Here is a 24,700-nt window from a genome sequence, read left to right as displayed (position 1 = left end):
TCGGGCGGTGTCAGTCGCCGCCGGGGCGGCGCGCCGATCCTCGCAGACCGCGCAGCCCGCGGACGCCGATGACGGCGATGGCCGTCCCCAGCACCAGGCTCACGACCACCAGCACGAGGTGGACGAGGAAGAACGGCTGGGCGCCGTGGTCGAAGGAGCGCGGGTCGTTCCAGATGTTGCGCAGGAAGTTCGGCCAGATGAACCAGCTCCACACGCCGAACAGGACGAGGAACCAGCTCACGGGCTTGGACAGGCGCACCCGTCCAGTCTCTCAGCCCGCCGGGGTACCGCCGCGCGCGGTCAGCGCCGCCCCCGCCGCAGCGCCAGCGCTCCCACGACCCCGAGGACGAGCCCCGAGACGAACGGCACGCGACCCTTGTGGTCGGCGGGTTCCTCCGGCCCCAGCGGGGGCAGCAGCCGCGCCGCCGCCATGAGGTCGGGGGCGAGCGAGCCGGAGTCCTCGGCGCGGGTCGCGGCCCACGCCGCGGCGAGCAGCACCAGCCGGGCGATGAGCTGCATGAGGACCAGGAGGACGACGAACGTCGCCGCCGCGCCGAGGAAGGCGTTGCCCGAGGCGCTGCGCCCGGCGATGGCCGTGCCGAACTGCTTGAGCAGCCCGATGCCGACGCCCCCGACGACCGCGCCCTGCAGCAGGTCGCGGACCGGCAGGTCGGCCCCGGGCAGGAAGCGGAAGACGGCCAGGAACGTCAGGGTGTCGATGGCCAGGGCCACGACGAAGCCCAGGACCGCCAGCAGCCAGCGCGACCACGTGGACGGCTCGAAGCCGAGCAGGTCCAGCAGCGCGCCGCCCGCGCCGTTGGTGGCGAGCACCGAGACGACCGAGAGCAGGACGCCGGAGCCGATGATCACCATGCCGCCGAGGTCGCGCAGCTTGACGACGAGGAAGTTGCCGCCGCCGGTGTCCTCGCCGTAGATCGCGCGGACGCCCTGGCGCATGCCGTCGATCCAGCCCAGGCCCGTGAACACGAACGTCACCGCGGAGATGACCAGGCCCCAGGTCAGGGCGCCGCCGGAGAGGTAGTCGTCGATGTAGAGGCCCTTGGGCTGGTCGCCCGCCGCCTCGACGGCCTTCGAGGACCCCTCGTGGATCAGGCCCGGCAGGTAGCTGTTGAGCCCGCTGACGAGGTTGGAGGTGATGAAGTCCCGGAACTCGGGCACCCCGTTCATCACCAGCCCGATGACGGTCAGGGCCAGGGCCAGCGCCGGGAAGACGGAGAAGAAGGCGAAGTACGCGATGCCGCCGGCGAGCACGTTGCCGCGCGCGTCCCCGTACCGCTTGTAGACCCGGGCCGGGAACGTCCGCTGCACGGTGCTGACCGCGCTCTTCGCCTGGTCGACCGCGCCGCTCACGTCGGGCCACACCCCTCACTGCAGGAAGGTGAAGTCCTCCCGTGGCCGCCAGACGCCGTCGGCGCCGTGCTCGTAGAGGCTGAACCCCTTCACGGTGAAGGTCGCCTCCCAGTCCCGCAACACGAGCTCGGCGCGGTCCAGGGACGGCTCGGCCACGTCGTGGGCGACGGTGACGTGCGGGTGGAACGGGAAGTTGAGGTCGGCGCGCAGCGGGCCGGTGCGGATCGCGGCCTGCAGCAGCTCGCACTCGGAGATCCCGCGCACGAGCTGGACGAAGACCACGGGCGAGACGGGGCGGAACGTCGCCGTCCCGCGCAGGTGCACGTCGAAGGGCGCACCGGCGGCGGCCGTGGCCTCCAGGTGCTCGCGGGCGGCGTCCAGGTCGGCGCACGCGAGCTCGAACGGCGGCAGCAGGGTGATGTGCGGCGGGATGCTGCGCGCCAGGGGGTCGCCGAACTCCTCGCGCCACGCCGTGAGCTCGGCGGCGTGCGGGTCCGGCACCGGGATCGAGACCCCGATGACCTGGACCCGTTCTGACGTCACCGGCCCCGTCCCGCGGGCCGGGCGACGAGACCGACCTTGTCGTAGACCGTCGCCAGGGTCTGCTCGGCGATCTCGTTCGCGCGGTCGGCCCCGCGGGCCAGCAGCTCGTCGAGGGCGCCGGGGTCGGCCATCAGCTCGGTGGCCCGCGTGCGGACCGGGCCCAGGGCGTCGGTGACGACCTCGGCGAGCTCCTTCTTCAGGTCCCCGTAGCCGCGGCCGGCGAAGTCGGCCTCGAGCTGGGCGATCGTGCGACCGGACAGGGCGGAGTGGATGGACAGCAGGTTGGAGACGCCGGCCTTGTCCACCGGGTCGAACAGGACCTCGCGGCCGGTGTCGGTGACGGCCGAGCGGATCTTCTTGGCCGTGACCTTCGGGTCGTCCATGACGTCGACGATGCCGTTGGGCGAGGAGGAGGACTTGCTCATCTTGGCCGTCGGGTCCTGCAGGTCGAAGATCTTCGCCGTCTCCTTCGGGATGAAGGGCTCGGGCACGACGAAGGTGTCGCCGAAGCGGGAGTTGAACCGCTGCGCGAGGTTGCGGGTCAGCTCCAGGTGCTGGCGCTGGTCCTCGCCGACGGGGACCTCGGCGGCCTGGTAGAGCAGGATGTCGGCGGCCATGAGGACCGGGTAGGTGAACAGCCCGACGGTGATGGAGTCGGTGCCCCGCTTGGCGGACTTGTCCTTGAACTGCGTCATCCGGCTGGCCTCGCCGAAGCCGGTGATGCAGTTCAGCACCCAGGCGAGCTGGGCGTGGGCGGGGACGTGGCTCTGGACGAACAGCGCCGAGCGCTCGGGGTCGATGCCCGCGGCGATGTACTGCGCGGCGGTCCAGCGGGACCGCTCGCGCAGCTCGGCCGGGTCGGGTCCCGCTTCGAGGGCGTGCAGGTCGACGACGCAGTACAGCGCCTCGTGGGTGTCCTGCAGGGCCACCCACTGCTTCAGCGCGCCGAGGTAGTTGCCGAGGTGCAGCGACCCGGAGGTGGGCTGCATGCCCGACAGCAGGCGAGGACGCCCCGAGCTGGTGACCGTGTGAGCTGCCTGCACCGACATGCCTCCATCCTGCCAGTCGCGCTCGACGGCCCCGTCCCCCGGTGCCTGTTCGGTCGTGTTCGTTCCTGATCGACTCTGGGCGTATCCTCGTCCCGTGCTGGCCCATCAGCGGCAGGAGCTGATCCTCGACGCGGTCCGTGCGCACGGCGGCGTGCGCGTGGCCGACCTCGTCGAGCGCCTCGGCGTCTCCGAGATGACCGTCCGCCGCGACATCGGCGAGCTGTCCCGCCAGGGCCTGGTCGCCCGCGTCCACGGCGGGGCCGCCGCCCTCGGCCGCTCCAGCGAGGAACCCGGCTTCGCCGCCAAGTCGACCCTGCGCACCGACGCCAAGCGCGCCGTCGCCCGCGCCGCCCTCCGCTTCGCCGAACCGGGCGCCTCCGTCGCGCTGTCGGCCGGCACGACCACCGCGGCGCTGGCCGCCGAGCTGCCCGCCGTCCCCGGCCTCACCGTCCTCACCAACTCCCCCCGCGTCGCCGACCTCCTGCACGGGCAGGGCCCGACCGTCATCCAGGCCGGTGGCGTCCGCACCCCCTCCGACGCCCTCGTCGGCCCCGTCGCGCGCGCCTCGCTGACCGGCCTGCACGTCGACGTCCTCTTCCTCGGCGTCCACGGCCTCGACGTCCGGGCCGGGCTCACGACGCCGAACCTGCTCGAGGCCGACACCAACCGGGCCCTCATGGACTGCGCCGCCCGGGTGGTCGTCGTCGCCGACGCCTCCAAGCACGGCGTCGTCGGGCTGACGTCGTTCGCCGGCCTCGACGCCGTCGACGTCCTCGTGACCGACGACACCCTCGACCCCACCGACCGCACCACCCTGGCCGACCACGTCGGCGAACTCGTGATCGCAGAGCCCCTGGAGGACCTGAGATGAGCCACCCGTTCCGCAAGACGTCGGTCCCCATGGCCGACGGGCGGGAACTGCTGTACTTCGACGACACCGAACCCTGGTTGTCCGGCGAGCGCGTCCGCGACGCCGTCGACCACCGGCCGCTGGCCCCGGCCGACGAGACCCTGCGCGGCGGGTCGCAGGTGCGGTTCGACCCCCTGACGGGCGACTGGATCGCCATGGCCTCGCACCGCAACGACCGCACCCTCATGCCGCCGCCGGACCAGGACCCGCTGGCCCCCACCGTCCCCGGCGGGTTCCCCACCGAGATCGCCGACTCCAGCTACGACGTCGTCGCCTTCGAGAACCGGTTCCCGTCGTTCTCGAACCGCATCGGGGGCGAGGCCGGGTTCCTCGACGGCGAGGACCTGTGGCCCACCCGCCCGGCCGCCGGGCGCTGCGAGGTCGTCTGCTTCACCTCCGACACCCACGGCTCGTTCGCGACGCTGCCCCCGCACCGCGCCCGGACCGTGCTGGAGGCGTGGATCGACCGCACCGAGGCGCTCAACGCGACCGAGGGCGTCGAGCAGGTGTTCGTGTTCGAGAACCGCGGCGCGGAGATCGGCGTCACCCTGCCCCACCCGCATGGGCAGATCTACGGCTACCCCTACGTCACGCCGAAGACGACCGCCATGCTGCGCCGCGCCCGCGAGCACCGCGAGGCCACGGGCCGCAACCTGTTCCGCGACGTCCTCGACGCCGAACGCCGCGCCGGGCACCGCGTCGTCCTCTCCACCGAGCACTTCACCGCCTACGTGCCCGCCGCCGCGCGCTGGCCCGTGGAGGTCCACCTGGCCCCGCACCGCGACGTCCCGGACCTGGCGGCCCTCACCGACGCCGAGCGCACCGACCTCGTCGGCGCCTACCTCGACCTGCTGGGCCGCCTCGACCGGTACTACCCCGACGACCACCCCATGCCGTACATCGCGGGCTGGTTCCAGGCCCCCGCCCACGAGGGGCGCGATGAGTTCCGCCTGCACCTGCAGGTGTTCAGCGTGCAGCGCGGCCCCGGCAAGGTGAAGTTCCTCGCCGGGTCCGAATCGGCCATGGCGGCCTGGATCAACGACACGACGCCCGAGAAGGTGGCGGCCCGACTCCGCGAGGTTTCCCAGTGAGCACTCCCACGACCGAGTTCTTCGACTCCCCCGACCGCACCGCCACCGCGCAGGCGCTCGCCGAGGCGTTCCGCGCCGCCTACGGCACCGACCCCGAGGGTGTCTGGTCGGCGCCGGGCCGGGTGAACCTCATCGGTGAGCACGTCGACTACACCGGCGGGTTGTGCCTGCCGCTGGCGCTGCCGCACCGCACGTTCGTCGCGCTGCGCCCGCGCACCGACGGCGTCGTCCGGGTGCGCTCGGTGCAGGAACCCGACGAGGTCGCCGTGCCCCTCGACGAGGTCGGCGAGGGCTCCCCCGAGGGCTGGGCCGCCTACGTCGCGGGTGTCCCGTGGGCGCTGCTGCGCAAGGGTTTCGAGGGTCTCGCGCTGACCGGTGGTTTCGACGCCCTCGTCGACGGCCACGTCCCGTACGGCTCGGGCCTGTCGTCGTCGGCGGCCCTGGAGTGCGCCGTCGCGGTCGCGCTCGGGGAACTGGTGGAGGCACCGCTGGACGACACCGGGCGCGCCGGGCTGGCCGGCGCCTGCCAGCTCGCCGAGAACGTCGTGGCGGGCGCGAACACCGGGGGCATGGACCAGGCCGCGTCCCTGCGCTGCCACGAGGGCGGGGCGATCCTGCTCGACACCGACGACGACTCCGTCGCGCAGGTCCCCCTCGACCTCGCCGGGGCCGGGCTGGCGCTGCTCGTCGTCGACACCCGCGCCGAGCACTCGCACGCCGGCGGGGAGTACGGCGCGCGGCGCGCGGATGTCGAGCACGCCGCCGACGTGCTGGGGGTGCCGAACCTGCGCGCCGTGCCGTTCGCCGACCTCGACGCCGCGCTGGACCGGCTCGACGGGGACGTGCTGCGCCGCCGGGTGAAGCACGCCGTCACCGAGATCGAGCGCGTCCGGCGCACCGCGGAACTGCTGCGGGCCGGGCGTCCCGCGGAGATCGGCGACCTGCTGAACGCCTCCCACGACTCGCTGCGCGACGACTACGAGGTGTCCTGCCGCGAGCTGGACCTGACCGTCGACGTCGCCCGCGCCCACGGCGCCCTCGGGGCCCGCATGACGGGTGGGGGGTTCGGCGGGTCGGCCATCGCCCTCGTCCGGTCGCAGGACGTGGCGGCGGTCGCCGACGCCGTCGCGGCCGCGTTCGCCGAGCAGGGCCTGACCGCCCCGCGGTTCCTGTCCGCGCTGCCGTCCGCCGGGGCCGACCGGGACCTCTGACCCACCCCCGCCTCCCCGCGCATCGCACACTCTCGACCCTCCACGAGGCCCGGGGACCGCGCAACGCACACTTTCGACCCCTCCGAACGCCGGAGGAAGGTCGAGAGTGTGCGATGCGCGGGAAGGGCGTCAGACGAGGCCGTGGGCGTGCGCGTAGGCGACGGCCTGGGCGCGGTCGCGGGACGCCGTCTTGGCGAACAGGTGGTTCACGTGCGTCTTGACGGTCGCCACCGACACCACGAGCTCGCGGGCGATCTCGGAGTTCGACCGGCCGCGGGCGATGAGCCGCAGCACGTCGGCCTCGCGCTCGGTGAGGCCGTCGGGCAGTTCCACCGGGGCGGGCGGGGCGGGGTTGGCCGCGGCGCTCAGGAGCCGGGCCTGCACGTCGGCGTCGAGCAGGACCTGGCGCGCGGCCGCGGCCTGCAGGGCCCGGGCGATGTCGGCGCGGCCCGCGCTCTTGGTCAGGTACCCGCGCGCGCCCGCCTGCAGCGCACCGAGGATGGACGCGTCGTCGGCGTACGTCGTGAGCACGACCACGGCGGTGTCCGGGTGCTGCGCGGTGATCCGCCGGGTCGCCTCGACGCCGTCGACGCTCGGCATCCCGAGGTCCATGAGCACCACGTCGGGAGCGTGCTCGGCGACCCGGGCGACGGCCTGCGCGCCGTCCGCGGCCGTGGCGACGACCTCGACGTCGGGCAGCAGGTCCAGCAGGGCCACGAGCCCGTCGCGGACGATGGTCTGGTCGTCGGCGACGACGACGCGCAGGGCGGGCACGGTCCGATCCTGCCTCACAGCGGGACGCGGGCCGTGACCCGCCACCCGCCACCGTGCGGCCCGGCCGCCAGCGAGCCGCCCGCCAGCTCCAGCCGCTCCCGCAACCCCGCCAGCCCGAAACCCCCGTCGACGGTCCGCAGCGTCGCGGTCCGCTGCGACCCGGAGTCGGTGACGACGAGCGTCGTGTCGGCCTCGCCGTACTCCAGCTCCACCGCCACGGGAGACCCGGCGGCGTGCTTGGCCGCGTTGACGAGCGCCTCCTGCGCCGTCCGCAGCAGCGCCACCTCCCCCGCCCCCAGCGGACGGGGACGACCCCGCACGTCGAGCCGGACCTCGGTGCCGTTCTCACGGGCCCCGGCCGCCAGCGACGCGAGGGAGTCCGGCAGCGGCGGGGCGTCGACCCGCAGGGCGTGGACGGCCCGCCGGGTCTCCTCCAGCCCCGAGGTGGCGAGGTCGTGCGCCGTCCGGACCCGCTGCAGCGCAGCCTCGCGGGCCGTCGCGGTCAGGTCCCCCGACAGCAGCGCGTCGGCCACCTCGAGCTGGATCGCGAGCCCGCCCAGGGAGTGCGCGAGGACGTCGTGGACCTCGCGGGCGATGCGGGCGCGTTCGGCCAGCGCCGCGCCCCGGGCCTGCTCGGTCAGCAGCCGCCGGGCCTGCTCCTCCCGGTCGCGGCGCCCGGCGCGCAGGACGCCGCCGAGCACGGCCGACAGCAGCCCGGCCGGGTAGCCCAGGACGGCGGACAGCGGGAAGGACCCCGCGGCCAGCAACCCCAGCTCGACCCCGGCCGTCCCGACCACGAGGAGCGCCAAGGCGCTGGTGACGCCGACGTCCCGCCCGGCCGCGAGGGCCGCGACGATCGCCATCGCGAACACCCACCCCACCTCGGTGCGGCCGGCGGCGAAGCTCGCGGACCCGGCGACGACGCACAGCAGGACCGACACGACGACCGCCCGGCGGCCGGTCAGGGCCTGCGGACGCCGCAGCGACAGGGGGTCGGCGACCGTCCAGCCGATCCACGCCAGCGCCGCGACCGTGAACGACACCGCGAAGCTCGTCGAGGCTCCCGACAGGGGCGGACGGACGACGGCGAACAGGACGACCGCCACCAGCAGTTCGACGGCCCGCAACAGGACCGTCGACCGCTTCCACTCGGCGCGCAGGCGGTTCAGCACGACCAGAACCCTAGCCAGCGCGCCCCGCGTCGTCGTCGACCCGCGCCTCCACCCGCTCTCCACCCGGGTTCCACTCCCGGGCCGATCCGCGACGGAGCGGTCCCGGCCAGGGTCGACGGCGTGAACACGATCCTCTCCGTCCTCGTCGCCCTCGCCGTCGTCGCGCTCCTGGTGGTCCGCCGGGCCAGGCCCAGGCCCGTCGCCGAGGAGTCGTTCCGCAAACCCCTGGTCCTGACGCTCGTGGGGCTGTTCCTGCTGCGCGACGTCGTCCTCGCCGCCCCCGACGTCGCGTTCCTCGTCCTGACCGGGGCGCTCGCCCTCGGCCTCGGCGCGGCGCGCGGTTCCCTCGTCCGCGTCCACCGGCAGGGGTCGCAGCTGCTGACCAGCTGGGGCCCGGCGTGCTTCGGGCTGTTCGGGCTGCTGGTCGTCGTGCGCCTGGGTCTGGACGCCGGGGCGGTCCCGCTCGGCGTCGCCTCGGCCACCGTGGGGCAGTCGGTCCTGTTCGCCCTCGGCCTGAGCCTGCTCGCCGAGTCGGCCGTCGTGGCGACCCGCACCCAGCGCCCGCTGGCCGTCCGTTGAGCGTCCGCCGGACTACACGTCCATGCGCTGCAGCCGCACGGCCGACAGCACGACGGCGACCACGGTGATCCCGGCCAGCACCAGCGACGCCCCCGTGGCCCCCAGCGACGACACGGTCCCCAGCGGGACGTCGCCGGGGATCGCGAGCGCGGCGACCCGGCGCCCGTAGGACCCGATCGACAACCCCCGCAGCGCGGGCGCCAGCCCGGCCAGGAACGTCTCCCACAGCACGAGGTACGCCAGCCCGGCCAGCAGCCCGCGGCGGGTCAGCAGCGACAGCAGCAGGAAGAACGCGCAGTACGCGCCCGACGTCAGGACCGTGGCGAGCAGGACGCCGCCGACGACCCGGCCCGCGGGCTGGTTCACCGAGATCCCCAGCACCGCGCACGCGATGACCGCCGGCGCCGACACGACGACCGTGGCCGTCCACGCCGCCGCGAACCGGGCGACGACGGTGTGCCAGCGGGGCCGGGCGATCGCGCGCAGCAGCGGCAGCGTCCGCGCGTCGCGCTCGTCGCCGAAGGCCCCGATGGCCAGCACGAGCGCCACGATGGGCACGACGAGACCGGTCAGCAGGTTGCCGGTGAAGGTGTTCTGCACGCCGTAGCGGTTCTGCACGCTCGTGATGGCGATGACGACGAACACGACGACCGCCACGACGAGCGGCAGCACCGCGAACCCCGCCGTGCGGCCGCGGAACAGGATGCCCCGCAGCGAGAACCCGTAGAGCGTGGTGCTCATCGGCCCGCTCCCCTCGCCGCGCGCACCAGGTGGGCGAACACGCTCTCCAGGTCCTCCCCGACACCCTCGACCCGCCGCAGCCTGGCTCCGCTGACCCGGGCCAGCCGGGGCACGGCCTCGGCCAGCGCGACGGCCCGCGGGGCCTCCACGAGGACCCCCGGCCGGCCCGCACCCTCGCGACGCACCGATTCCACCAGTCCCTCCGACAGCAGCGCCCCGGCCAGTTCCAGGACGCGGTCACCCTCCAGCCGCACCGTCCGCGGCCGGTCCACGAGCAGTTCGCGGATGCCCGCCGGCTCCCCCTCGGCGACGAGGCGGCCGTTGACGACGACCAGGACCCGCGCGGCCATCCGCTCCACCTCGGACAGCACGTGCGAACTCACCAGCACCGTCCGGCCCTCGGCGCCCAGGGCCGCGAGCAGGTCCACGTCGGCCCGGCGCTGGGCCGGGTCCAGTCCGTTGAGGGGTTCGTCGAGCAGCAGGACCTGCGGGTCGTGGACGAGGGCCTGGGCCAGCTTCACGCGCTGGCGCATGCCCTTGGAGAAACCCCCGACGCGGCGGTCGGCGGCGTCGGTGAGGCCGACCCGCTGCAGGACGTCCGCGGTCGCCGCGCGGTGGTTGCGCACCCCCCGCTGGCGGGCCAGGAACTCGACCTGCGTGCGCGCCGACGCGTGCGCCCAGGTGGCCTCGCCGTCGGCGACGACCCCGAGGCCGGAGTTGACGGCCGGGTCGGCGTGCGGGTCCCGGCCCAGGACGCGCACGGTGCCCTGGCTGGGCCGGGTGGCGCCGGCGAGCAGCTGCAGCGCCGTCGACTTGCCCGCGCCGTTGTGCCCCAGCAGACCGGTCACCCCGGCGTCGATGTGGACGGTGACGTCGGACAGGGCGACGGTGTCGGCGAACCACTTGCTGACGTTCTCGAACTCGATGGTGCTCATGCCGACTCCCTCCGGGTCATGCGTCGTTCCCCTTCCGGTACCGGCCGGCCAGGACCGCGAGGCCGCCGACGACGACGATCGTCCACACGACCCACGCGAGGTTCCCGGGGTTCGCGAGGTTCTCCCCCGCGACGTACGCGGCCAGCCGGACCGGCCCGCTGGCCGGGTCCAGCGACAGCGGCCAGTCCGCGCCCGTGACCAGGGCGATCGCCCCGGTCAGCGCGGGACCGACGAGGACGACGGCGAGGTAGCCGCCGACGGCGAACACGCGCTTGGCCGTCAGCGACCCGATCGCCAGGCCCAGGCTGGTGTGGAACAGCACGACGATCGCGGCCCCGCCCAGGATCTTCGGCAGGTCACCCAGGTGGTCGCCGAACCACGTCGCGGGCGCGTCGGCCGTGGCGATGGACCCCACGAACAGGACCAGCAGCGGGCCCAGGACGATGATCGCCAGCAGCGACACGGCCGCCAGGAAAACCCCCGCGACGTACTCGAACCACGACAGCGCCGTCGCGAAGTACAACGACAGGACGCGGTCCCGGCGGTCGCGCGTGAGCATCGAGGGGACCGACGTGGCGACGAACGCCAGCAGGACCACCGAGTTCGTGCCCAGCAGCTGCGCGTAGCTGATGAGGTCCGTCGGCTGGACCGTCACGGCCGGCACGAGCAGCGGCACGGCGACCACCGCGAGCGCCGGCAGGTAGGCGACGGCCAGCAGCAGGAACGGCCAGACCTTCGCACCGGCGCTGCGCCGCAACCCCAGCGGCCGGCGGATGCCGCTGGCGACGAAACTGCCCACGGCCGAGCGCCGGGGCCGCAGGGCCCCGGTGAACCGGGAGTAGCGGATGTCGTGCAGGACCGCGCGGGGCGTCTCGTTCACCGGGTGCCTCCCGCCATCGCGTCGACCACGACGTCCTCGAGGCCGCGGGCGGCGGGGACGAGCCGCTCGATCCCGACGCCGAGTTCGGCGGCCAGGTCCTGCACGGCGTCCAGGGCGGCGTCGGGGCTGGCACTGAGGCCGATGTCGCCGCTGCGGGTGGGGGCGAGCGTCACGCCGTACGGGGCGACGCGGGGTTCCAGCGCCACGGCGAACGCGCCGACGTCCCCGGTGACGCGCAGTTCGGCCGGTCCGGACGCGTCCCGGCCGACGGCGACGGGGCGTTGCGCCGCGAGCGTTCCCGACCGCAGGACGACGACCTCGTCGCACGTGCGCTCGATGTCGTCCAGGACGTGGGAACTGGCGACGACGCGGATGCCCAGTTCGGTGGACAGACGCCGCACGATGGCCAGCATCTCCTCGCGGCCCGCGGGGTCCAGGCCGGAGGTGGGTTCGTCCAGCAGCACCAGGTCGGGTCCGTGGACGAGGGCCTGGGCGAGTTTCGTGCGCTGCTGCATGCCGAGGGAGTAGGAACCCACGGGCCGGCGCCGTTCCTCCTCCAGGCCCACGGCGAACAGGACCTCGCTGGTGCGGCGGACGGCGTCGCGCCGGCCCAGGCCCCGCATCCGGGCCAGCGCGACGCACACGTCCTGGGCGGACATGTCGTTCGGCAGGCACGGGTGCTCGGGCATGAAACCCACCCGCCGGCGCACCTCGGCCCGCTCCCGGACGGTGTCCAGGCCGAGGATCCGCACCGTCCCGGAGTCCGGCCGGGTCAGCCCCAGCGCGGTGCGCAGGAGCGTCGACTTGCCCGCCCCGTTCGCCCCGAGCAACCCCGTCGCGGGCGCGTCGAGCGTCATCGTCAGGCCGTCGAGGGCCTGCACGGTGCCGAAGCGCTTGGCGACGTCGACACACTCCAACCCGGCTGGTTCGTCCACGCGACCATCAGAGCACTCACAGGGTGCCCGTGCGTCCCCCCTTCGACGCGCGGCGCGTCAATCCTTCGGGAACCATCACGAGGTGATCACTCGTGCTGACGTCGCCGTGGTGGGGTCGGGCTCCGGCGGCAAGATGGTCGCCCAGCAGCTCGCGCAGGCCGGACGCCGGGTGGTCCTGGTCGAGCGCGGGCTCGTCGGCGGCTACTGCCCCTACCTGGCCTGCGTCCCGGCGAAGTCGCTGCTGCTGTCGGCCCGCTCGCAGCTGTCGTGGGTCGCGGCGCGGGCCGTGCGGGACGAGGCGTCCGCGCACCGCGACGACTCCGCGGCCGCCGCGGAGCTCGCCGGGGACGGCGTGGAGGTGGTGCGCGCCGCGGCGCGCCGGATCGGCCCGGGACGCGTGGAGCTCGACGACCGGGTGGTGGAGGCCGACGCGGTCGTGGTCGGCACGGGCAGCTCCCCGGTGCGGCCGCCGCTGCCCGGCCTGGACGACGCCGACGTCGCGGCGGCCACGTGGACCTCGGAGGAGGCCCTGGCCTCCCCCGACCTGCCGGCCCGGCTCGTGGTGCTCGGCGGCGGGGCCGTCGCGGTCGAGCTCGCCCAGGCCTACCGCGGGCTCGGCAGCGAGGTGGCGCTCGTGCAGCGCGGGGCGCACCTGCTGTCGAAGGAACCCGCCTGGGTGGGCGACGTCGTCGCCGGTGCCCTGGCGGCCGACGGGGTGGACGTGCGGACCGGGGACCCGGCGGCCGGGGTGGCGCCCGGCGAGCTGCGGCTGGAGTCCGGGGCCGCGCTGGCCTTCGACCGGCTGCTGGTCGCCACGGGCCGCGCGCCGGTCACCGACGGCTTCGGCTTCGACGCGGCGTGGCTCACGGACTCGGGGGCCCTGCGCACGGACGCGCGCTGCCGGGTGACCGAGGGCCTGTACGCGGTCGGCGACGTCACGGGGATCTCGCCGTACACCCACACGGCGAACCACCAGGCCCGCACGGTCGTCGGCGAACTGCTCGGCCGCGGCCGGGACGCCGACTACTCCGCGATCCCCCGCGCCGTCTACACCGACCCCACGGTGTTCTGCGTGGGCGCGACGTCGGGGGCCCGCTCGGCGCGCTTCGAGGTGGGCGGGGTGGAGCGGGCCGCGCTCGTGGAGCTGTCCCGGCGCAGGGAGGTCACGGGGGCGGTGGAACTGTTCGTCGACGACGCCGGGGTCCTCGTGGGGGCGGCCTGCGTGGGCCCCGACGCCGACTCCTGGGGCGCCGAACTCGCACTGGCGGTGCGGGCCCGGCTCGACGTGGACCTGCTGTGGCACCACGTGCGGGCGTTCCCGACGTGGTCGGAGGCGATCTTCCCCGCGCTGGAGGAGCTGCGCGGCTGACGGGGCGCAGGTCCTCGCGCCCTACCCCGCTGCGGGCAGGCGCAGCTGGGAGGTCGTGCGCTGCAGGTCCGCGACGAGGCGGGTGAGTTCGGCGACCGCGGTGTGGCTGCGGGAGGCGGCCGTGGAGGTGGCGGCGGCGCGTTCGGCGACGACCCCCACGGAACCGGCGATCTCCTCGGCCTGGCGGGCGACCTCCCCCGTGCTGGACGTCAGCTCCTGGGTCGTGACCGTCTGCTCCTCGACGGCGGAGGCGATGGAGTGCTGGAACTCGCTGATGGCGTCGATGAGCGAGCGCACCGTGCGGATGGCCTCGATGGCCGAGGCGGTGTCGCCCTGGATGCGCGAGACGGTGGACCCGATCTCGTCGGTCGCGCGGGCGGTCTCCTGGGCCAGTTCCTTGACCTCGCTGGCGACGACCGCGAAACCCTTCCCGGCCTCACCCGCGCGGGCGGCCTCGATGGTGGCGTTCAGGGCCAGCAGGTTGGTCTGCTCGGCGATGGCGGTGATGGCCTTGACGATGTTGCCGACGCGGGCGCTGGACTCCTCCAGCGCCGTCATCGTCGTCTCGGCCGACTCCACCGCCGCCACCCCCTGGTTCGCGGTGTCGACGGCCTGGTCGGCGCTGCGGGAGATCTCGGCGATCGCGGCCTGCATCTCCTCACCGGCGGCGGCCATGGCGGAGACCTTCGCGGAGACCTCGTCGCTGGCGGCGGCGATGCGCTCGGCGGAGGCGGAGGTGTCCCGGGCCCCGTCGGAGATGGTGCGGCCGGCGGCGCTCATCTCCTGGCCGGCGGCGCCGAGCAGGTCGACGGAGCCGGTCAGCGGCCGCAGCCGCTCGCCCAGGGACGCGACGGCCGCGCCGAGCACCGGACCGGCGGCGGCGGACAGGTCGCCGCGGGCCAGGCCGGAGGCTCCGGCGTCCAGTTCGGCGGCGAGCTCCTGCTCGGCCCGCACGGCACGCGCGCCCAGGACACCCGTCGCGGCGGCCGCGACGACCGCCACGCCGGCGGTCACCAGGCCCGGCAGGTCGAGCAGACCGGTGCCCGCGACGGCGAGGCAGCCGACGGCCCCGGACACGGTGCAGGACAGGGCGCGGGACACGGGGAACCTCCGGGGTGGGGGGTGGAGCGGGGCGGTCTCCCCTCCATCGGCCGTGTCGGGGTGCCGGAACAACGTCCCTCACCCGAACGGCGGCACCCGGCGTTCGTCAGGGGCCGTAGGTCGCGACGACGGGGGCGTGGTCGGAGAACCGCTCGGCGTAGCTGGCGGCGCGGTCGGTCTGCACCGTCTTCAGCCGCGCGCCCAGGCCGGGGGTGACGAGCTGGTAGTCGATGCGCCAGCCGGTGTCGTTGTCGAAGGCCTGCCCGCGCCAGCTCCACCACGCGTAGGGACCGTCGACGTCCCCGGCGACCCGGCGCTGGGTGTCGACCCAGCCGAGGGTGTCGAACCAGTGGTCGAAGTGGGCCCGCTCGCCCTCGAGGAACCCGGCCTTGCCGCGGTTGCCCTTCCAGTTCTTGATGTCGCGCTCGGTGTGCCCGACGTTCAGGTCGCCCGCGACGAGGGCCTCCCGGCCCGTGTCCCGCGCGACCTCGCCGAGTTCGGCCAGCCGCACGTCCATCGCGTCGAGGAAGCGTTGCTTGTCGTCCTGCTGGGGGGTGCCGACCTCCCCGGAGTGGACGTAGGCGCTGACGAACGTCATCGGGCCGACGGCGGTCTCGACGTCGACCTCGACCCAGCGGCCCGAGGTCTCGAAGTGCGGGTCGTGGGCGAACCCGATGCGGACGGCGGAGAACTCCGCGCGGGCGGCGACCGCGACCCCGGCGCGGCCCTTGGCGGCGGCCTCGGTGTGCGCGACGTGCGCGTACCCCGGCAGGGCCTTGCGCAGTTCGGCGTCCGGGGCGCGGACCTCCTGCAGCAGCAGCACGTCGGGGTCCCGGGCCTCCAGCCAGGAGTGCATCCCCCGGCGCACGGCGGCGCGGACGCCGTTGACGTTCACCGTCGCGACGGTCAGCAGCTTCTTCTTCGCAGGCACCCGCGGACGGTACCCGACCCCTCCGACGGGAGGGGCCGGGCACCCGTGCTCAGCGCAGGCCGGCGGCCCGTTCGGCCGACTCGACCACGTTGGTCAGCAGCAGCGCGCGCGTCATGGGCCCGACCCCGCCGGGGTTGGGCGCCATGAACCCGGCGACCTCGGCGACGTCGAGCGCGACGTCACCGGTCAGCCTGTTCTTGCCGGTCGCCTCGTCGAACACGCGGGAGACGCCCACGTCGAGCACCGCGGCGCCCGGCTTGACGTTCTCCTTCGTGACCAGACCGGGCACCCCCGCCGCGGCGACGATCACGTCGGCGCGGCGCAGGTGCTCGTCGAGGTTCCGCGTCCCGGTGTGGCACAACGTGACCGTCGCGTTCGGGTGCCGACGGGTCAGCAGCAGGCCGATGGGCCGCCCGACCGTGACCCCGCGGCCCAGGACGACGACCTCGGCCCCGTCGAGCGGGACGTCGTGACGCAGCAGCAGGTCGATGACCCCGCGCGGGGTGCACGGCAGCGGGGAGGTGATCTCCTCCTTGACCCGCAGCACCAGCCGGCCCAGGTTCGTCGGGTGCAGGCCGTCGGCGTCCTTGGCCGGGTCCACCATCTCCAGGACGGCGTTGGCGTCGATCCCCCTCGGCAGCGGCAGCTGGACGATGAACCCCGTGCAGTCGGGGTTCGCGTTCAGCTGCGCGATCTGCGACTCGATCTCGCCCTGCGTCGCGTTCGCGGGCAGCTCGACCTGGATGGAGGCGATCCCCACCTCGGCGCAGTCGCGGTGCTTGCCGCGCACGTAGCTGGCCGAGCCCGGGTCGTCGCCGACCAGGACCGTGCCCAGACCCGGGACGACGCCGTGCTCGCGCAGCGTGGCCACGCGCTCGGCGAGGTCCGCCTTGACGGCCGCCGCGGCGGCCTTGCCGTCGAGGACGACCGCGCTCACAGCGTCTGATCCGTTCGCTCCGTCGCGGCGCCGGTGACGCCGCCTTCCCTCAGGACCGCGCAACGACTCCGTCGGCGCGTTCCCTCGGTCCAGGCGCCGTCGCGCCGCTCGTCGCTCACGCGAAGCTCTTCGCGGACGGGTACAGCGGGAACTCGGCCGTGAGCTTGGCGACGCGGGCGCGCAGGGCGTCGGCGTCGAACTCCGGCTTGAGGGCCAGCGCGATGACGTCGGCGACCTCGGTGAACTCGGCCGCCCCGAAACCGCGGGTGGCCAGGGCCGGGGTGCCGATGCGCAGGCCGGAGGTGACGACCGGCGGGCGCGGGTCGAACGGGACGGCGTTGCGGTTGACGGTGATGCCGACCTCGTGGAGGCGGTCCTCGGCCTCCTGGCCGTTCAACTGCGAGTTCCGCAGGTCCACCAGGACCAGGTGCACGTCGGTGCCGCCGGTGAGGACCGAGATCCCGGCCTCGGCCGCGTCGGAGGCGGTGAGGCGCTCGGCGACGATCTTGGCGCCCTCCAGGGTGCGCTGCTGGCGCTCGGCGAACTCCGGCGACCCGGCGACCTTGAAGGCGACGGCCTTGCCCGCGATGACGTGCATGAGCGGGCCGCCCTGCTGGCCCGGGAACACGGCGGAGTCGATCTTCTTGGCGTGCTCGGCCTTGCTGAGGATGACGCCCGAGCGGGGGCCGGCCAGCGTCTTGTGAACGGTGGAGGTGACGACGTCGGCGTGCGGGACGGGGCTGGGGTGCAGCCCGGCGGCGACCAGGCCCGCGAAGTGGGCCATGTCGACCATGAGGTAGGCACCGACCTCGTCGGCGATGGAGCGGAACGCCTCGAAGTCGAGGTGGCGCGGGTAGGCCGACCAGCCCGCGATGATCAGCTTCGGGCGCGCCTGCAGGGCCGTGGCACGCACGACGTCCATGTCGACCCGGAACGTCTGCGGGTCCACGCCGTAGGCCGACACGTCGTACATGCGGCCCGAGAAGTTGATCTTCATGCCGTGCGTGAGGTGGCCGCCGTGGGCCAGCTCCAGGCCGAGGATGCCGTCGCCGCCGCGGATGAGGGCGTGCATGGCCGCCGCGTTGGCGGTGGCGCCCGAGTGGGGCTGGACGTTGGCGTGCTCGGCGCCGAACAGCTCCTTGACGCGGGTGCGGGCCAGCTCCTCGGCCACGTCGACGTGCTCGCAGCCGCCGTAGTAGCGCTTGCCGGGGTAGCCCTCGGCGTACTTGTTGGTCAGGACGGACCCCTGCGCCTCGAGGACGGCGCGCGGCGCAAAGTTCTCGCTCGCGATCATCTCGAGGGTGTCGCGCTGACGGCCGAGTTCGGCGTCGAGCACGGCGGCGATCTCGGGGTCGACCTCGCTCAGGGGGAGGTCGGTCACGCCGGAGGCGGTGGTGGGCTGGACGTCGGTCACGTTCGCTCCTCGTGCGGCGGGCGGTGGTGGCGACGCGGAGCCCAGGCGGACGACCCCGTGAACGGCAGGTCCCCCGCAGGCGGGGGTCCTGGTGCCGCTCCCCGGTGGTGACCCACCTCGACGCCAGTCGCGGCCCGGCCAGGTTAGCCCAGCCGACCGGGCCCGGGCCACGGGCTACCGCGCGGTGGCCGCGTCCAGGACGGTGCGCATCTTGGCGGCGGTCTCGGCGACCTCGGCGTCGGGGTCGGAGCCCTCGACGATCCCGGCGCCGGCGAAGATCCGCAGGGACCGGCCCCGGACCTCGGCGCAGCGGACGGCGACGACCCACTCCCCGTCGCCGTGGACGTCCTGCCAGCCCACGGCCCCGGCGTAGCAGCCGCGGTCCAGGCCCTCGACCTCGTCGATGACCTTCAGGGCCTCCTTGCGGGGCGAGCCGCCCACGGCCGGGGTCGGGTGCAGGGCCGCGACGAGGTCCACCGACGTCGTGTCCGTGTCGTTGAGCAGCGCCGTGACGCGGGTGGCGAGGTGCCAGACGGCGGGGGTGGCGACGAGCTCGGGCTCGGGGGCGTTCACGGTGCGGCAGAACGGGGACAGGGCCTCGACCACGGCGTCGACGACGAACTGGTGCTCGCGGCGGTCCTTGTCGGAGTTCATCAGCGCGTCCGAGCGGCGGATGTCCTCGTCCGGTTCGGGCGAGCGGGGGATGGAACCGGCCAGGGGCCGCAGCAGCACGCTCGGGCCCCGCCGGCGCAGCAGCAGCTCGGGGGTGGCGCCCACGAGCCAGCGCGCGCCCGGGTCGGCCGGGTCGTCGAGCGGCACGGCCAGCGCCGTGGCGCTCGGGTTGCGGGCCACCAGCTCGGACAGCAGCTGGGGGACGGACCAGTCGTCGAGCGCCTCCAGCTCCAGCGTGCGGGCCAGGACGACCTTGTCGACGCGCCCCGCGCGGATGCGGTCGAGCCCGGCGCGCACGGCGTCGGCGTAGCCGGCCGGTGAGGGCACCGGGCGGCTGCGGGCGACGGTGACCTGGGCGCGCGACCCCAGCGGCACGGCCAGCGGACCGGGGGTCATGTCGGCCGGCCCGAGGCGCAGCGCGCCGGGCCGGGACAGGTCGAACGGGACCGCGCCGGCGACGATGACGCCCCGTTCGGCGCCGTCGAGGGCCGCGGTCGCGCGGCGCAGCTGCTCGGCGCCCGAACCGCCGGGCACCAGCGGCCGGGGCCCGGTCTGGACGAGGGTGGACTTCTCCCCGGAGAAGACGGTGGCCCCGCCACGCACGGCGCGCGCCACCGCTTCTGGATCAGACACCCCGCCAGCCTAGGCTTGAACGCGTGAGCACGCGCCCGAGGGTCCTGACCCTGTCCTGCCCCGACCGTCCCGGCATCGTCCACGCGGTGACGGGGGCCCTCGTGGCCCTCGACGCCAACATCACCGAGAGCCAGCAGTACGGGGACCCGGACACGGGTCTGTTCTGCATGCGGGTGGCGTTCGACGCCACGGCGAGCGAGGAGGCGCTGCGGGCCAACCTGGAGGTCGTGGCGCACCGGTTCGACCTGGACTGGAAGCTGTCGGCCGCCGACGAGCCGGTGCCCACGCTGGTGATGTGCTCCAAGCAGGGGCACTGCCTCAACGACCTGCTCTTCCGGCACCGGTCGGGCCACCTGCCGGTGGACATCCGGGCGGTCGTGTCCAACCACACCGACCTGCAGCCGCTGGCGCAGTTCTACGGGATCCCGTTCGTGCACGTGCCCGTGGTGACGGGGGACGCGGCCTCGAAGGCGGCCGGCGAGGCGCGGCTGCTGGAGCTGGTCGCCGAGCACGGCGCCGAGCTGGTGGTCCTGGCCCGCTACATGCAGGTCCTGTCCGACGACCTGTGCCGCAGCCTGTCCGGTCGCGCGATCAACATCCACCACTCGTTCCTGCCGAGCTTCAAGGGCGCCAGGCCGTACCACCAGGCCCACGCCCGCGGGGTGAAGATCATCGGGGCGACGGCGCACTACGTCACGGCCGACCTGGACGAGGGCCCGATCATCGAGCAGGAGATCGAGCGCGTCGACCACCGGGCGACCGCGTCCGAGCTCGTGCGGCTGGGGCAGGACGTGGAGGCGCGCACGCTGGCGCGCGCGGTGCGCTGGCACGCCGAGCAGCGGGTGCTGCTGGACGGGAACCGGACGGTCGTCTTCCGCTGACGCGGCGGGGGCGGCTCAGCGGCGGCGGCCCCCGAAGCGGAACGGGACGGGGATGCCGCCCAGGCAGCACACCCCCTGCACCTCCATCGGAGTCAGCAGCGCCGCCGCCCGGTAGCAGGCGGCGAAGCGCAGCGCCGTGGGCACGGCGGCCCCCAGCAGGCCCCGCCGGCGCACCTGTGCCCGGACCGCCGCCGAGCACGACGGCCCGCCGTGGGCGACGCGGTGGGCGCAGGACCAGCCCTTGCGCGGCGACCACCGGCGTTGGTAGGCGGCGATGGCGCGGTCGGCCAGACGGGCGGGCAGGCTCTCCATCGCCTCACGCTAGGCGCGGACCCCGCGGCCCGCGCGCTACAGCCACCCGCGCCGCTTGAAGATGACGAACAGCGTCACGCTCAGCGCGAGCATCAGCAGCAGCGCCAGCGGGTAGCCGTAGTGCCACGACAGTTCCGGCATGTTCTGGAAGTTCATGCCGTAGATGCCGCCGACCAGGCTGGGGGCGAACAGGATCGCCGCCCACGAGGAGATCTTCTTGACCTCCTCGCTCTGGGCGAAGCTCGCCTCGGTCAGCGAGCGCATCTCCTCGTTCTGCCGCTGCCCGACGAGCGTGGCGTTGACGGTGAGGATGTCGCGCAACTGGCTGCGGTAGTTCTCGATGCGCTCGATCGCGACGGTGACGTGGTCGGCGACGTCGCGCAGGTAGCGCTGCAGCTCCTCGTCGACGCGGTACTTCTGGAAACCCGCGGTGAGGCCGGACAGGATCGCCGTCAGGGGGGTCACCGCCCGCTGGAAGTCGACGACCTCCTGGGAGAGCTCGTAGATGCGCCGCGACACCGTGGGGTCGCCCGTGAACACCTGCGTCTCGATCTCGTCGATGTCGTTCTCCAGGCCGGTCAGGACCGGCCCGTACCCGTCGACGACGGCGTCGAGGATCGCGTAGAGGATCGCCTCGGTGCCCCGGCGCAGCAGGTCGGGGTCGCCCTCCATGCGCTTGCGCACCTGGGCCAGGCTCGGGGACTCGGCGTGCCGGACCGTCAGCAGGAAGTCGTGCCCGATGAACAGGTGGAGTTCGCCGAACTCGACCTTCTCGGACTCGTCGTCGTACCGGGCGGCGCGCAGCACGACGAACAGCGTCGACCCGTAGCGCTCCAGCTTGGGCCGCTGGTGGGCCAGGACGGCGTCCTCGACGGCCAGTTCGTGCAGGTCGAACTCGGCCGCGAGGGAGTTCAGCTCCTCCTCGGCCGGCCGGTACAACCCCATCCACGCGATGCGCCCGTCCTCGGCGCGCAACGACCGCACGGTGCCGACGAGGTCGGTCGGGGACTCGACGCGGTGCCCGTCGCGGTACACGCCGCTGTCGATGAGGCTGCTGCCGCGGGCCATGGGCCCGGACGGGATCGCGCCGTCGAGGGCCAGGTTGCGTGAGGGGACCATGCCCCGTCGTCCCATCGACGGCAACGGCAGACGGCGTCGGGGCACGGTGACCTCCTCGGGTTCTCGGACGGCGCGCGTCACCGCGCGCCCGGGCCAGTGTGCCGCCTCCGGAGCGTGACGCGACGCGCCGGGCGCCTGCCCGTTCGGCCGAATCGCCTCCACCGCGCTCGCTGTGTGGATACGCTCTGCAACGGACCGCTACCCGGGGGGGTGCGGCCGATCGATCCGGGGGGATCACCGTGAACCGTCAGTCCAAGAACCTCGCCCGCGCCGCCGCCGCCCTCGTGGCCGGGCCCGTCCTCGTCGCGACGGCCGCGCCGGCCCTGGCCGCACCGCAGCACCGCAGCCCGCAGGCCGCCCAGCTCGAGGTGACGCCCTTCGTCCGCGCCAGCACGTGCCCGGGCGAGGTCGACGCCGCGCACCCGACGTGCCGGGTGGTCTCGTGGACCACCGCGCCGAAGGACGGCAGGACGTGGGCCTTCGTCGAGATGACGACCGAGCAGTACGACGCCGCCACGGGCGGCAAGACCTACGTGAGCGACGTCCAGTGCGACGGCCCGGTGCGCGTCCAGCAGCGCCGCGGCGTCATCACCCTCGAGGGCGCCTTCCCGCGCTGCGACGTGGGGGTGGGCCGCGCAGCCGCCGGCCCGTACTGGTTCCGCGGCCAGATCCTCGACTCCGGCCTGGACGCCACGACGCAGGTGAACCAGCGGCAGTACCGCCACACCCTCTACTCCTCCGTCCTCTAGGGGCTGCCGACCCCCGGTACCTCGGGCAGGATCGCTCCGACGGGCTGCACGACGGAGGGATCGGCCATGAGGTACCGGGACGACGCGAGCTTGGACCCCGGTGAGGTCCAGGACCGCCGCGGCGGCGGGGGCGGGGGCGGCCGGACCATCGCGCTCGGCGGGGGCGGTCTCGGGATCGTCGGGGTCCTGGTGCTGATCCTCTTCCAGGTGCTCGGCGGCCAGTCGGACGGCCCGAGCGGGCAGAACGCCTCCGTCTTCGACCAGATGGGCTCCGGGCAGGTGCAGAGCGCCGACGGCGCCCAGCTCGCCGCCTCGTGCCGCACCGGGGCCGACGCGAACGCGCGTCGCGAGTGCGCCGTCGTCGCCGACATCGAGTCCATCCAGGACTACTGGGGCGGGGTGCTGGGCTCGCGCTACGTCCCGACCGACACCGTCTACTTCTCCGGCTCGACGCAGACCGGGTGCGGGGCGGCCTCGTCGGGGACGGGGCCGTTCTACTGCCCGGCCGACCGGCTCGTCTACCTGGACCTGTCCTTCTTCGACGAGCTGACCTCGACGTTCGGCGCGCAGGGCGGCGCGTTCGTCGACGCCTACGTCCTGGCCCACGAGTACGGCCACCACGTCCAGGACCTGCTCGGCACGAACGAGCAGGTGCAGGCGGGCGTCTCCGGCCCCGACAGCGGCAGCGTCCGGCTGGAGCTGCAGGCCGACTGCTACGCGGGGACCTGGGCCCAGCACGCCACGACCGTCCCCGACGACTCCGGGGCGCCGCTCATCGCCGAGCTCACCGACGACGACGTGACCCGCGCCCTCGACGCCGCGGCGCGCATCGGCGACGACTACATCCAGACCAACCTCGGCGGCGGGCGCGCCGACCCCGGCAGCTACACGCACGGCACGTCGGAGCAGCGTCAGCGCTGGTTCACGACGGGCCTGCGGACGGGTGACCCCCGTCAGTGCGACACGTTCGCCGCGCAGAGCCTCTGAGCCGGCGGGACCCAGGTCTGGCGGCTGCCCCGTGCGGACCGTTGACGCGATGGTGCCGAAGGATCGTACCGATGCGTCAACGGTCCACTCCGGACGCGGCTGGTCCGGGACGCACGACGGCCCCGTGGTCCGGTGCAGGACCGCGGGGCCGGTGCGCCGCAGTGAGTCCGGGGATCAGGCCAGACGGGCTGCGAGGTTCTCGTCGAGCGAGCCGAGGAACTCCTCGGTGGTCTGCCAGGCCTGGTCCGGCCCGACGAGCAGCGCGAGGTCCTTGGTCATCTTGCCGCTCTCGACGGTCTTGATGACGACGTCCTCGAGCGTCTCGGAGAAGCCGATGAGCTCGGGGGTGGAGTCCAGCTTGCCGCGGTGCGCCAGGCCCCGGGTCCAGGCGTAGATCGACGCGATCGGGTTCGTCGACGTCGGCTTGCCCTGCTGGTGCTGGCGGTAGTGGCGGGTCACGGTGCCGTGCGCGGCCTCCGCCTCGACGACCGAGCCGTCCGGGGTGGACAGCACCGAGGTCATCAGGCCGAGGGAGCCGAAGCCCTGCGCGACGGTGTCGGACTGCACGTCGCCGTCGTAGTTCTTGCAGGCCCAGACGTAGCCGCCCTCCCACTTCAGGGACGCGGCGACCATGTCGTCGATGAGGCGGTGCTCGTAGGTGATGCCCGCTTCCGCGAACTTGTCCTTGAACTCGTTCTGGAAGACCTCCTCGAAGATGTCCTTGAAGCGGCCGTCGTAGGCCTTCAGGATCGTGTTCTTCGTGGACAGGTACACCGGGTAGTTGCGCGCCAGGCCGTAGTTCAGCGACGCGCGGGCGAAGTCGACGATGGAGCTGTCGAGGTTGTACATGGACAGCGACACCCCGGCACCGGGGGCCTGGAAGACCTCGTGCTCGATGGGCTCACCCCCGTCCTTGGGGGTGAAGGTCACGGTCAGGGTGCCCTCGCCGGGGAACTTGAAGTCCGTGGCGCGGTACTGGTCGCCGTAGGCGTGGCGGCCGACGATGATCGGCTTGGTCCAGCCCGGCACCAGGCGCGGGATGTTGCTGATGATGATCGGCTCGCGGAAGATCACGCCGCCGAGGATGTTGCGGATCGTCCCGTTCGGGGAGCGCCACATCTTCTTGAGGCCGAACTCCTCCACCCGCGCCTCGTCGGGCGTGATGGTGGCGCACTTGACGCCGACGCCGGCCTTCTGGATGGCGTGCGCCGCGTCGATGGTCACCTGGTCGTCGGTGGCGTCGCGGTGCTCGACACCGAGGTCGTAGTACTCGAGGTCCACGTCGAGGTAGGGGTGGATCAGGCGGTCCTTGATGAACTGCCAGATGATCCGGGTCATCTCGTCGCCGTCGAGCTCGACGACCGGACCCTGAACCTTGATCTTGGCCACTGTGCTGTCTCCTCC

The 24,700-nt window shown here is 74.0% G+C and carries 26 protein-coding genes; 8 read left to right on the top strand and 18 right to left on the bottom strand.

Annotated elements, in window-relative coordinates:
* Nucleotides 1-10 precede the first annotated feature (10 nt).
* Genes CLV37_RS16165 through trpS form a run of 4 tightly spaced genes read right to left on the bottom strand, consistent with a single transcriptional unit; the run spans nt 11 to nt 2,963 of the window.
* Entirely contained in the window at nt 11-259 is a 249-nt protein-coding gene (locus tag CLV37_RS16165) for an SCO4848 family membrane protein (RefSeq protein ID WP_106212237.1), read from the bottom strand.
* Nucleotides 260-300: 41 nt separating this feature from the next.
* A complete protein-coding gene (locus CLV37_RS16160; protein WP_170127307.1) occupies nt 301-1,371 on the bottom strand; it encodes a YihY/virulence factor BrkB family protein in 1,071 nt (356 codons plus the stop codon).
* 15 nt (nt 1,372-1,386) lie between these two features.
* On the bottom strand, nt 1,387-1,914 hold the full coding sequence (locus CLV37_RS16155) for a 2'-5' RNA ligase family protein (protein WP_106212233.1): 528 nt from the start codon (nt 1,912-1,914) through the stop codon (nt 1,387-1,389).
* Entirely contained in the window at nt 1,911-2,963 is a 1,053-nt protein-coding gene (gene trpS, locus CLV37_RS16150; protein WP_106212231.1) for a tryptophan--tRNA ligase, read from the bottom strand. The genes CLV37_RS16155 and trpS overlap by 4 nt, the downstream gene beginning before the upstream one ends.
* Before the next feature lie 94 nt (nt 2,964-3,057).
* Between trpS and CLV37_RS16145 the strand changes: the two genes are divergently transcribed.
* Genes CLV37_RS16145 through galK form a run of 3 tightly spaced genes read left to right on the top strand, consistent with a single transcriptional unit; the run spans nt 3,058 to nt 6,175 of the window.
* Nucleotides 3,058-3,834 (top strand): DeoR/GlpR family DNA-binding transcription regulator, encoded by a 777-nt coding sequence (locus CLV37_RS16145; RefSeq protein ID WP_106212229.1) that lies wholly within the window; start codon nt 3,058-3,060, stop codon nt 3,832-3,834.
* Entirely contained in the window at nt 3,831-4,964 is a 1,134-nt protein-coding gene (gene galT / locus CLV37_RS16140) for a galactose-1-phosphate uridylyltransferase (protein WP_106212227.1), read from the top strand. Before CLV37_RS16145 ends, galT begins: the two co-directional genes overlap by 4 nt.
* Nucleotides 4,961-6,175, top strand: coding sequence for a galactokinase (gene galK / locus CLV37_RS16135; protein ID WP_106212225.1), 1,215 nt, complete (start codon nt 4,961-4,963; stop codon nt 6,173-6,175). Before galT ends, galK begins: the two co-directional genes overlap by 4 nt.
* A 129-nt stretch (nt 6,176-6,304) precedes the next feature.
* Here the strand turns inward: galK and CLV37_RS16130 are convergent, their stop codons facing one another.
* Together CLV37_RS16130 and CLV37_RS16125 are read right to left on the bottom strand one after the other, a co-directional pair.
* Nucleotides 6,305-6,949: a response regulator transcription factor gene (locus tag CLV37_RS16130; RefSeq protein ID WP_211298710.1), complete on the bottom strand. Its 645-nt coding sequence runs from the start codon at nt 6,947-6,949 to the stop codon at nt 6,305-6,307.
* 14 nt (nt 6,950-6,963) lie between these two features.
* Nucleotides 6,964-8,121, bottom strand: coding sequence for a sensor histidine kinase (locus CLV37_RS16125; RefSeq protein WP_106212223.1), 1,158 nt, complete (start codon nt 8,119-8,121; stop codon nt 6,964-6,966).
* Between the two features lie 120 nt (nt 8,122-8,241).
* Between CLV37_RS16125 and CLV37_RS16120 the strand changes: the two genes are divergently transcribed.
* Nucleotides 8,242-8,700, top strand: a complete 459-nt coding sequence (locus CLV37_RS16120; protein ID WP_106212221.1) for a hypothetical protein — start codon at nt 8,242-8,244, stop codon at nt 8,698-8,700.
* 12 nt (nt 8,701-8,712) lie between these two features.
* Here CLV37_RS16120 and CLV37_RS16115 read toward each other — a convergent pair whose 3' ends face one another.
* From CLV37_RS16115 to CLV37_RS16100, 4 genes are read right to left on the bottom strand one after another with little or no spacing between them, the layout of a single operon-like run.
* A complete protein-coding gene (locus CLV37_RS16115; protein WP_106212219.1) occupies nt 8,713-9,441 on the bottom strand; it encodes an ABC-2 transporter permease in 729 nt (242 codons plus the stop codon).
* Nucleotides 9,438-10,376, bottom strand: coding sequence for an ABC transporter ATP-binding protein (locus CLV37_RS16110; protein WP_106212217.1), 939 nt, complete (start codon nt 10,374-10,376; stop codon nt 9,438-9,440). Before CLV37_RS16110 ends, CLV37_RS16115 begins: the two co-directional genes overlap by 4 nt.
* A gap of 16 nt (nt 10,377-10,392) precedes the next feature.
* Nucleotides 10,393-11,256, bottom strand: coding sequence for an ABC transporter permease (locus CLV37_RS16105; RefSeq protein ID WP_106212215.1), 864 nt, complete (start codon nt 11,254-11,256; stop codon nt 10,393-10,395).
* Nucleotides 11,253-12,191, bottom strand: a complete 939-nt coding sequence (locus tag CLV37_RS16100) for an ABC transporter ATP-binding protein (protein WP_211298709.1) — start codon at nt 12,189-12,191, stop codon at nt 11,253-11,255. The genes CLV37_RS16105 and CLV37_RS16100 overlap by 4 nt, the downstream gene beginning before the upstream one ends.
* 82 nt (nt 12,192-12,273) lie before the next feature.
* On the opposite strand from CLV37_RS16100, the gene CLV37_RS16095 reads away from it, so the two are divergent.
* A complete protein-coding gene (locus CLV37_RS16095; RefSeq protein ID WP_146149443.1) occupies nt 12,274-13,560 on the top strand; it encodes a dihydrolipoyl dehydrogenase family protein in 1,287 nt (428 codons plus the stop codon).
* A gap of 21 nt (nt 13,561-13,581) precedes the next feature.
* On the opposite strand, the gene CLV37_RS16090 is transcribed toward CLV37_RS16095, so the two are convergent.
* The 5 genes from CLV37_RS16090 to CLV37_RS16070 form a co-directional block, all read right to left on the bottom strand.
* Nucleotides 13,582-14,661 (bottom strand): methyl-accepting chemotaxis protein, encoded by a 1,080-nt coding sequence (locus CLV37_RS16090; protein ID WP_106212212.1) that lies wholly within the window; start codon nt 14,659-14,661, stop codon nt 13,582-13,584.
* Between the two features lie 106 nt (nt 14,662-14,767).
* On the bottom strand, nt 14,768-15,592 hold the full coding sequence (locus CLV37_RS16085; protein ID WP_106212211.1) for an exodeoxyribonuclease III: 825 nt from the start codon (nt 15,590-15,592) through the stop codon (nt 14,768-14,770).
* 49 nt (nt 15,593-15,641) lie between these two features.
* On the bottom strand, nt 15,642-16,529 hold the full coding sequence (locus CLV37_RS16080; RefSeq protein WP_106212209.1) for a bifunctional methylenetetrahydrofolate dehydrogenase/methenyltetrahydrofolate cyclohydrolase: 888 nt from the start codon (nt 16,527-16,529) through the stop codon (nt 15,642-15,644).
* A 115-nt stretch (nt 16,530-16,644) separates the two neighbouring features.
* Nucleotides 16,645-17,943, bottom strand: coding sequence for a serine hydroxymethyltransferase (gene glyA, locus CLV37_RS16075; RefSeq protein ID WP_106212207.1), 1,299 nt, complete (start codon nt 17,941-17,943; stop codon nt 16,645-16,647).
* A 174-nt stretch (nt 17,944-18,117) separates the two neighbouring features.
* Nucleotides 18,118-19,248 (bottom strand): isochorismate synthase, encoded by a 1,131-nt coding sequence (locus CLV37_RS16070; protein ID WP_146149442.1) that lies wholly within the window; start codon nt 19,246-19,248, stop codon nt 18,118-18,120.
* 23 nt (nt 19,249-19,271) lie between these two features.
* Here CLV37_RS16070 and purU point away from each other — a divergent pair, with 23 nt between their 5' ends.
* Nucleotides 19,272-20,129 (top strand): formyltetrahydrofolate deformylase, encoded by an 858-nt coding sequence (gene purU / locus CLV37_RS16065; RefSeq protein WP_106212203.1) that lies wholly within the window; start codon nt 19,272-19,274, stop codon nt 20,127-20,129.
* 15 nt (nt 20,130-20,144) lie between these two features.
* On the opposite strand, the gene yidD is transcribed toward purU, so the two are convergent.
* Both yidD and corA read right to left on the bottom strand, forming a co-directional pair.
* The gene (gene yidD / locus CLV37_RS16060; protein WP_106212201.1) at nt 20,145-20,441 is read right to left on the bottom strand and encodes a membrane protein insertion efficiency factor YidD; all 297 of its coding nucleotides are present in this window, start codon (nt 20,439-20,441) and stop codon (nt 20,145-20,147) included.
* Between the two features lie 36 nt (nt 20,442-20,477).
* Nucleotides 20,478-21,605, bottom strand: a complete 1,128-nt coding sequence (gene corA, locus CLV37_RS16055) for a magnesium/cobalt transporter CorA (RefSeq protein WP_211298708.1) — start codon at nt 21,603-21,605, stop codon at nt 20,478-20,480.
* Between the two features lie 194 nt (nt 21,606-21,799).
* Between corA and CLV37_RS16050 the strand changes: the two genes are divergently transcribed.
* Both CLV37_RS16050 and ypfJ read left to right on the top strand, forming a co-directional pair.
* A complete protein-coding gene (locus CLV37_RS16050) occupies nt 21,800-22,309 on the top strand; it encodes a hypothetical protein (protein WP_106212199.1) in 510 nt (169 codons plus the stop codon).
* 66 nt (nt 22,310-22,375) lie between these two features.
* Nucleotides 22,376-23,296, top strand: a complete 921-nt coding sequence (gene ypfJ, locus CLV37_RS16045; RefSeq protein WP_106212197.1) for a KPN_02809 family neutral zinc metallopeptidase — start codon at nt 22,376-22,378, stop codon at nt 23,294-23,296.
* Nucleotides 23,297-23,470: 174 nt separating this feature from the next.
* On the opposite strand, the gene CLV37_RS16040 is transcribed toward ypfJ, so the two are convergent.
* Nucleotides 23,471-24,685: an NADP-dependent isocitrate dehydrogenase gene (locus tag CLV37_RS16040; protein WP_106212195.1), complete on the bottom strand. Its 1,215-nt coding sequence runs from the start codon at nt 24,683-24,685 to the stop codon at nt 23,471-23,473.
* Nucleotides 24,686-24,700: the final 15 nt, after the last annotated feature.

This window comes from Kineococcus rhizosphaerae (genome assembly GCF_003002055.1).
Lineage (GTDB): Bacteria > Actinomycetota > Actinomycetes > Actinomycetales > Kineococcaceae > Kineococcus > Kineococcus rhizosphaerae.
Note: the sequence above shows the minus strand (reverse complement) of the source record. Positions and strands in the feature narration are given on the sequence as shown.

What these genes read in the sequence shown, in the direction of transcription:
- CLV37_RS16115 (WP_106212219.1), bottom strand. Translation starts at nt 9,441, where the DNA reads ATGAGCACCACGCTCTACGGGTTCTCGCTGCGGGGCATCCTGTTCCGC.
- CLV37_RS16110 (WP_106212217.1), bottom strand. Translation starts at nt 10,376, where the DNA reads ATGAGCACCATCGAGTTCGAGAACGTCAGCAAGTGGTTCGCCGACACC.
- yidD (WP_106212201.1), bottom strand. Translation starts at nt 20,441, where the DNA reads ATGGAGAGCCTGCCCGCCCGTCTGGCCGACCGCGCCATCGCCGCCTAC.
- galT (WP_106212227.1), top strand. Translation starts at nt 3,831, where the DNA reads ATGAGCCACCCGTTCCGCAAGACGTCGGTCCCCATGGCCGACGGGCGG.
- trpS (WP_106212231.1), bottom strand. Translation starts at nt 2,963, where the DNA reads ATGTCGGTGCAGGCAGCTCACACGGTCACCAGCTCGGGGCGTCCTCGC.
- ypfJ (WP_106212197.1), top strand. Translation starts at nt 22,376, where the DNA reads ATGAGGTACCGGGACGACGCGAGCTTGGACCCCGGTGAGGTCCAGGAC.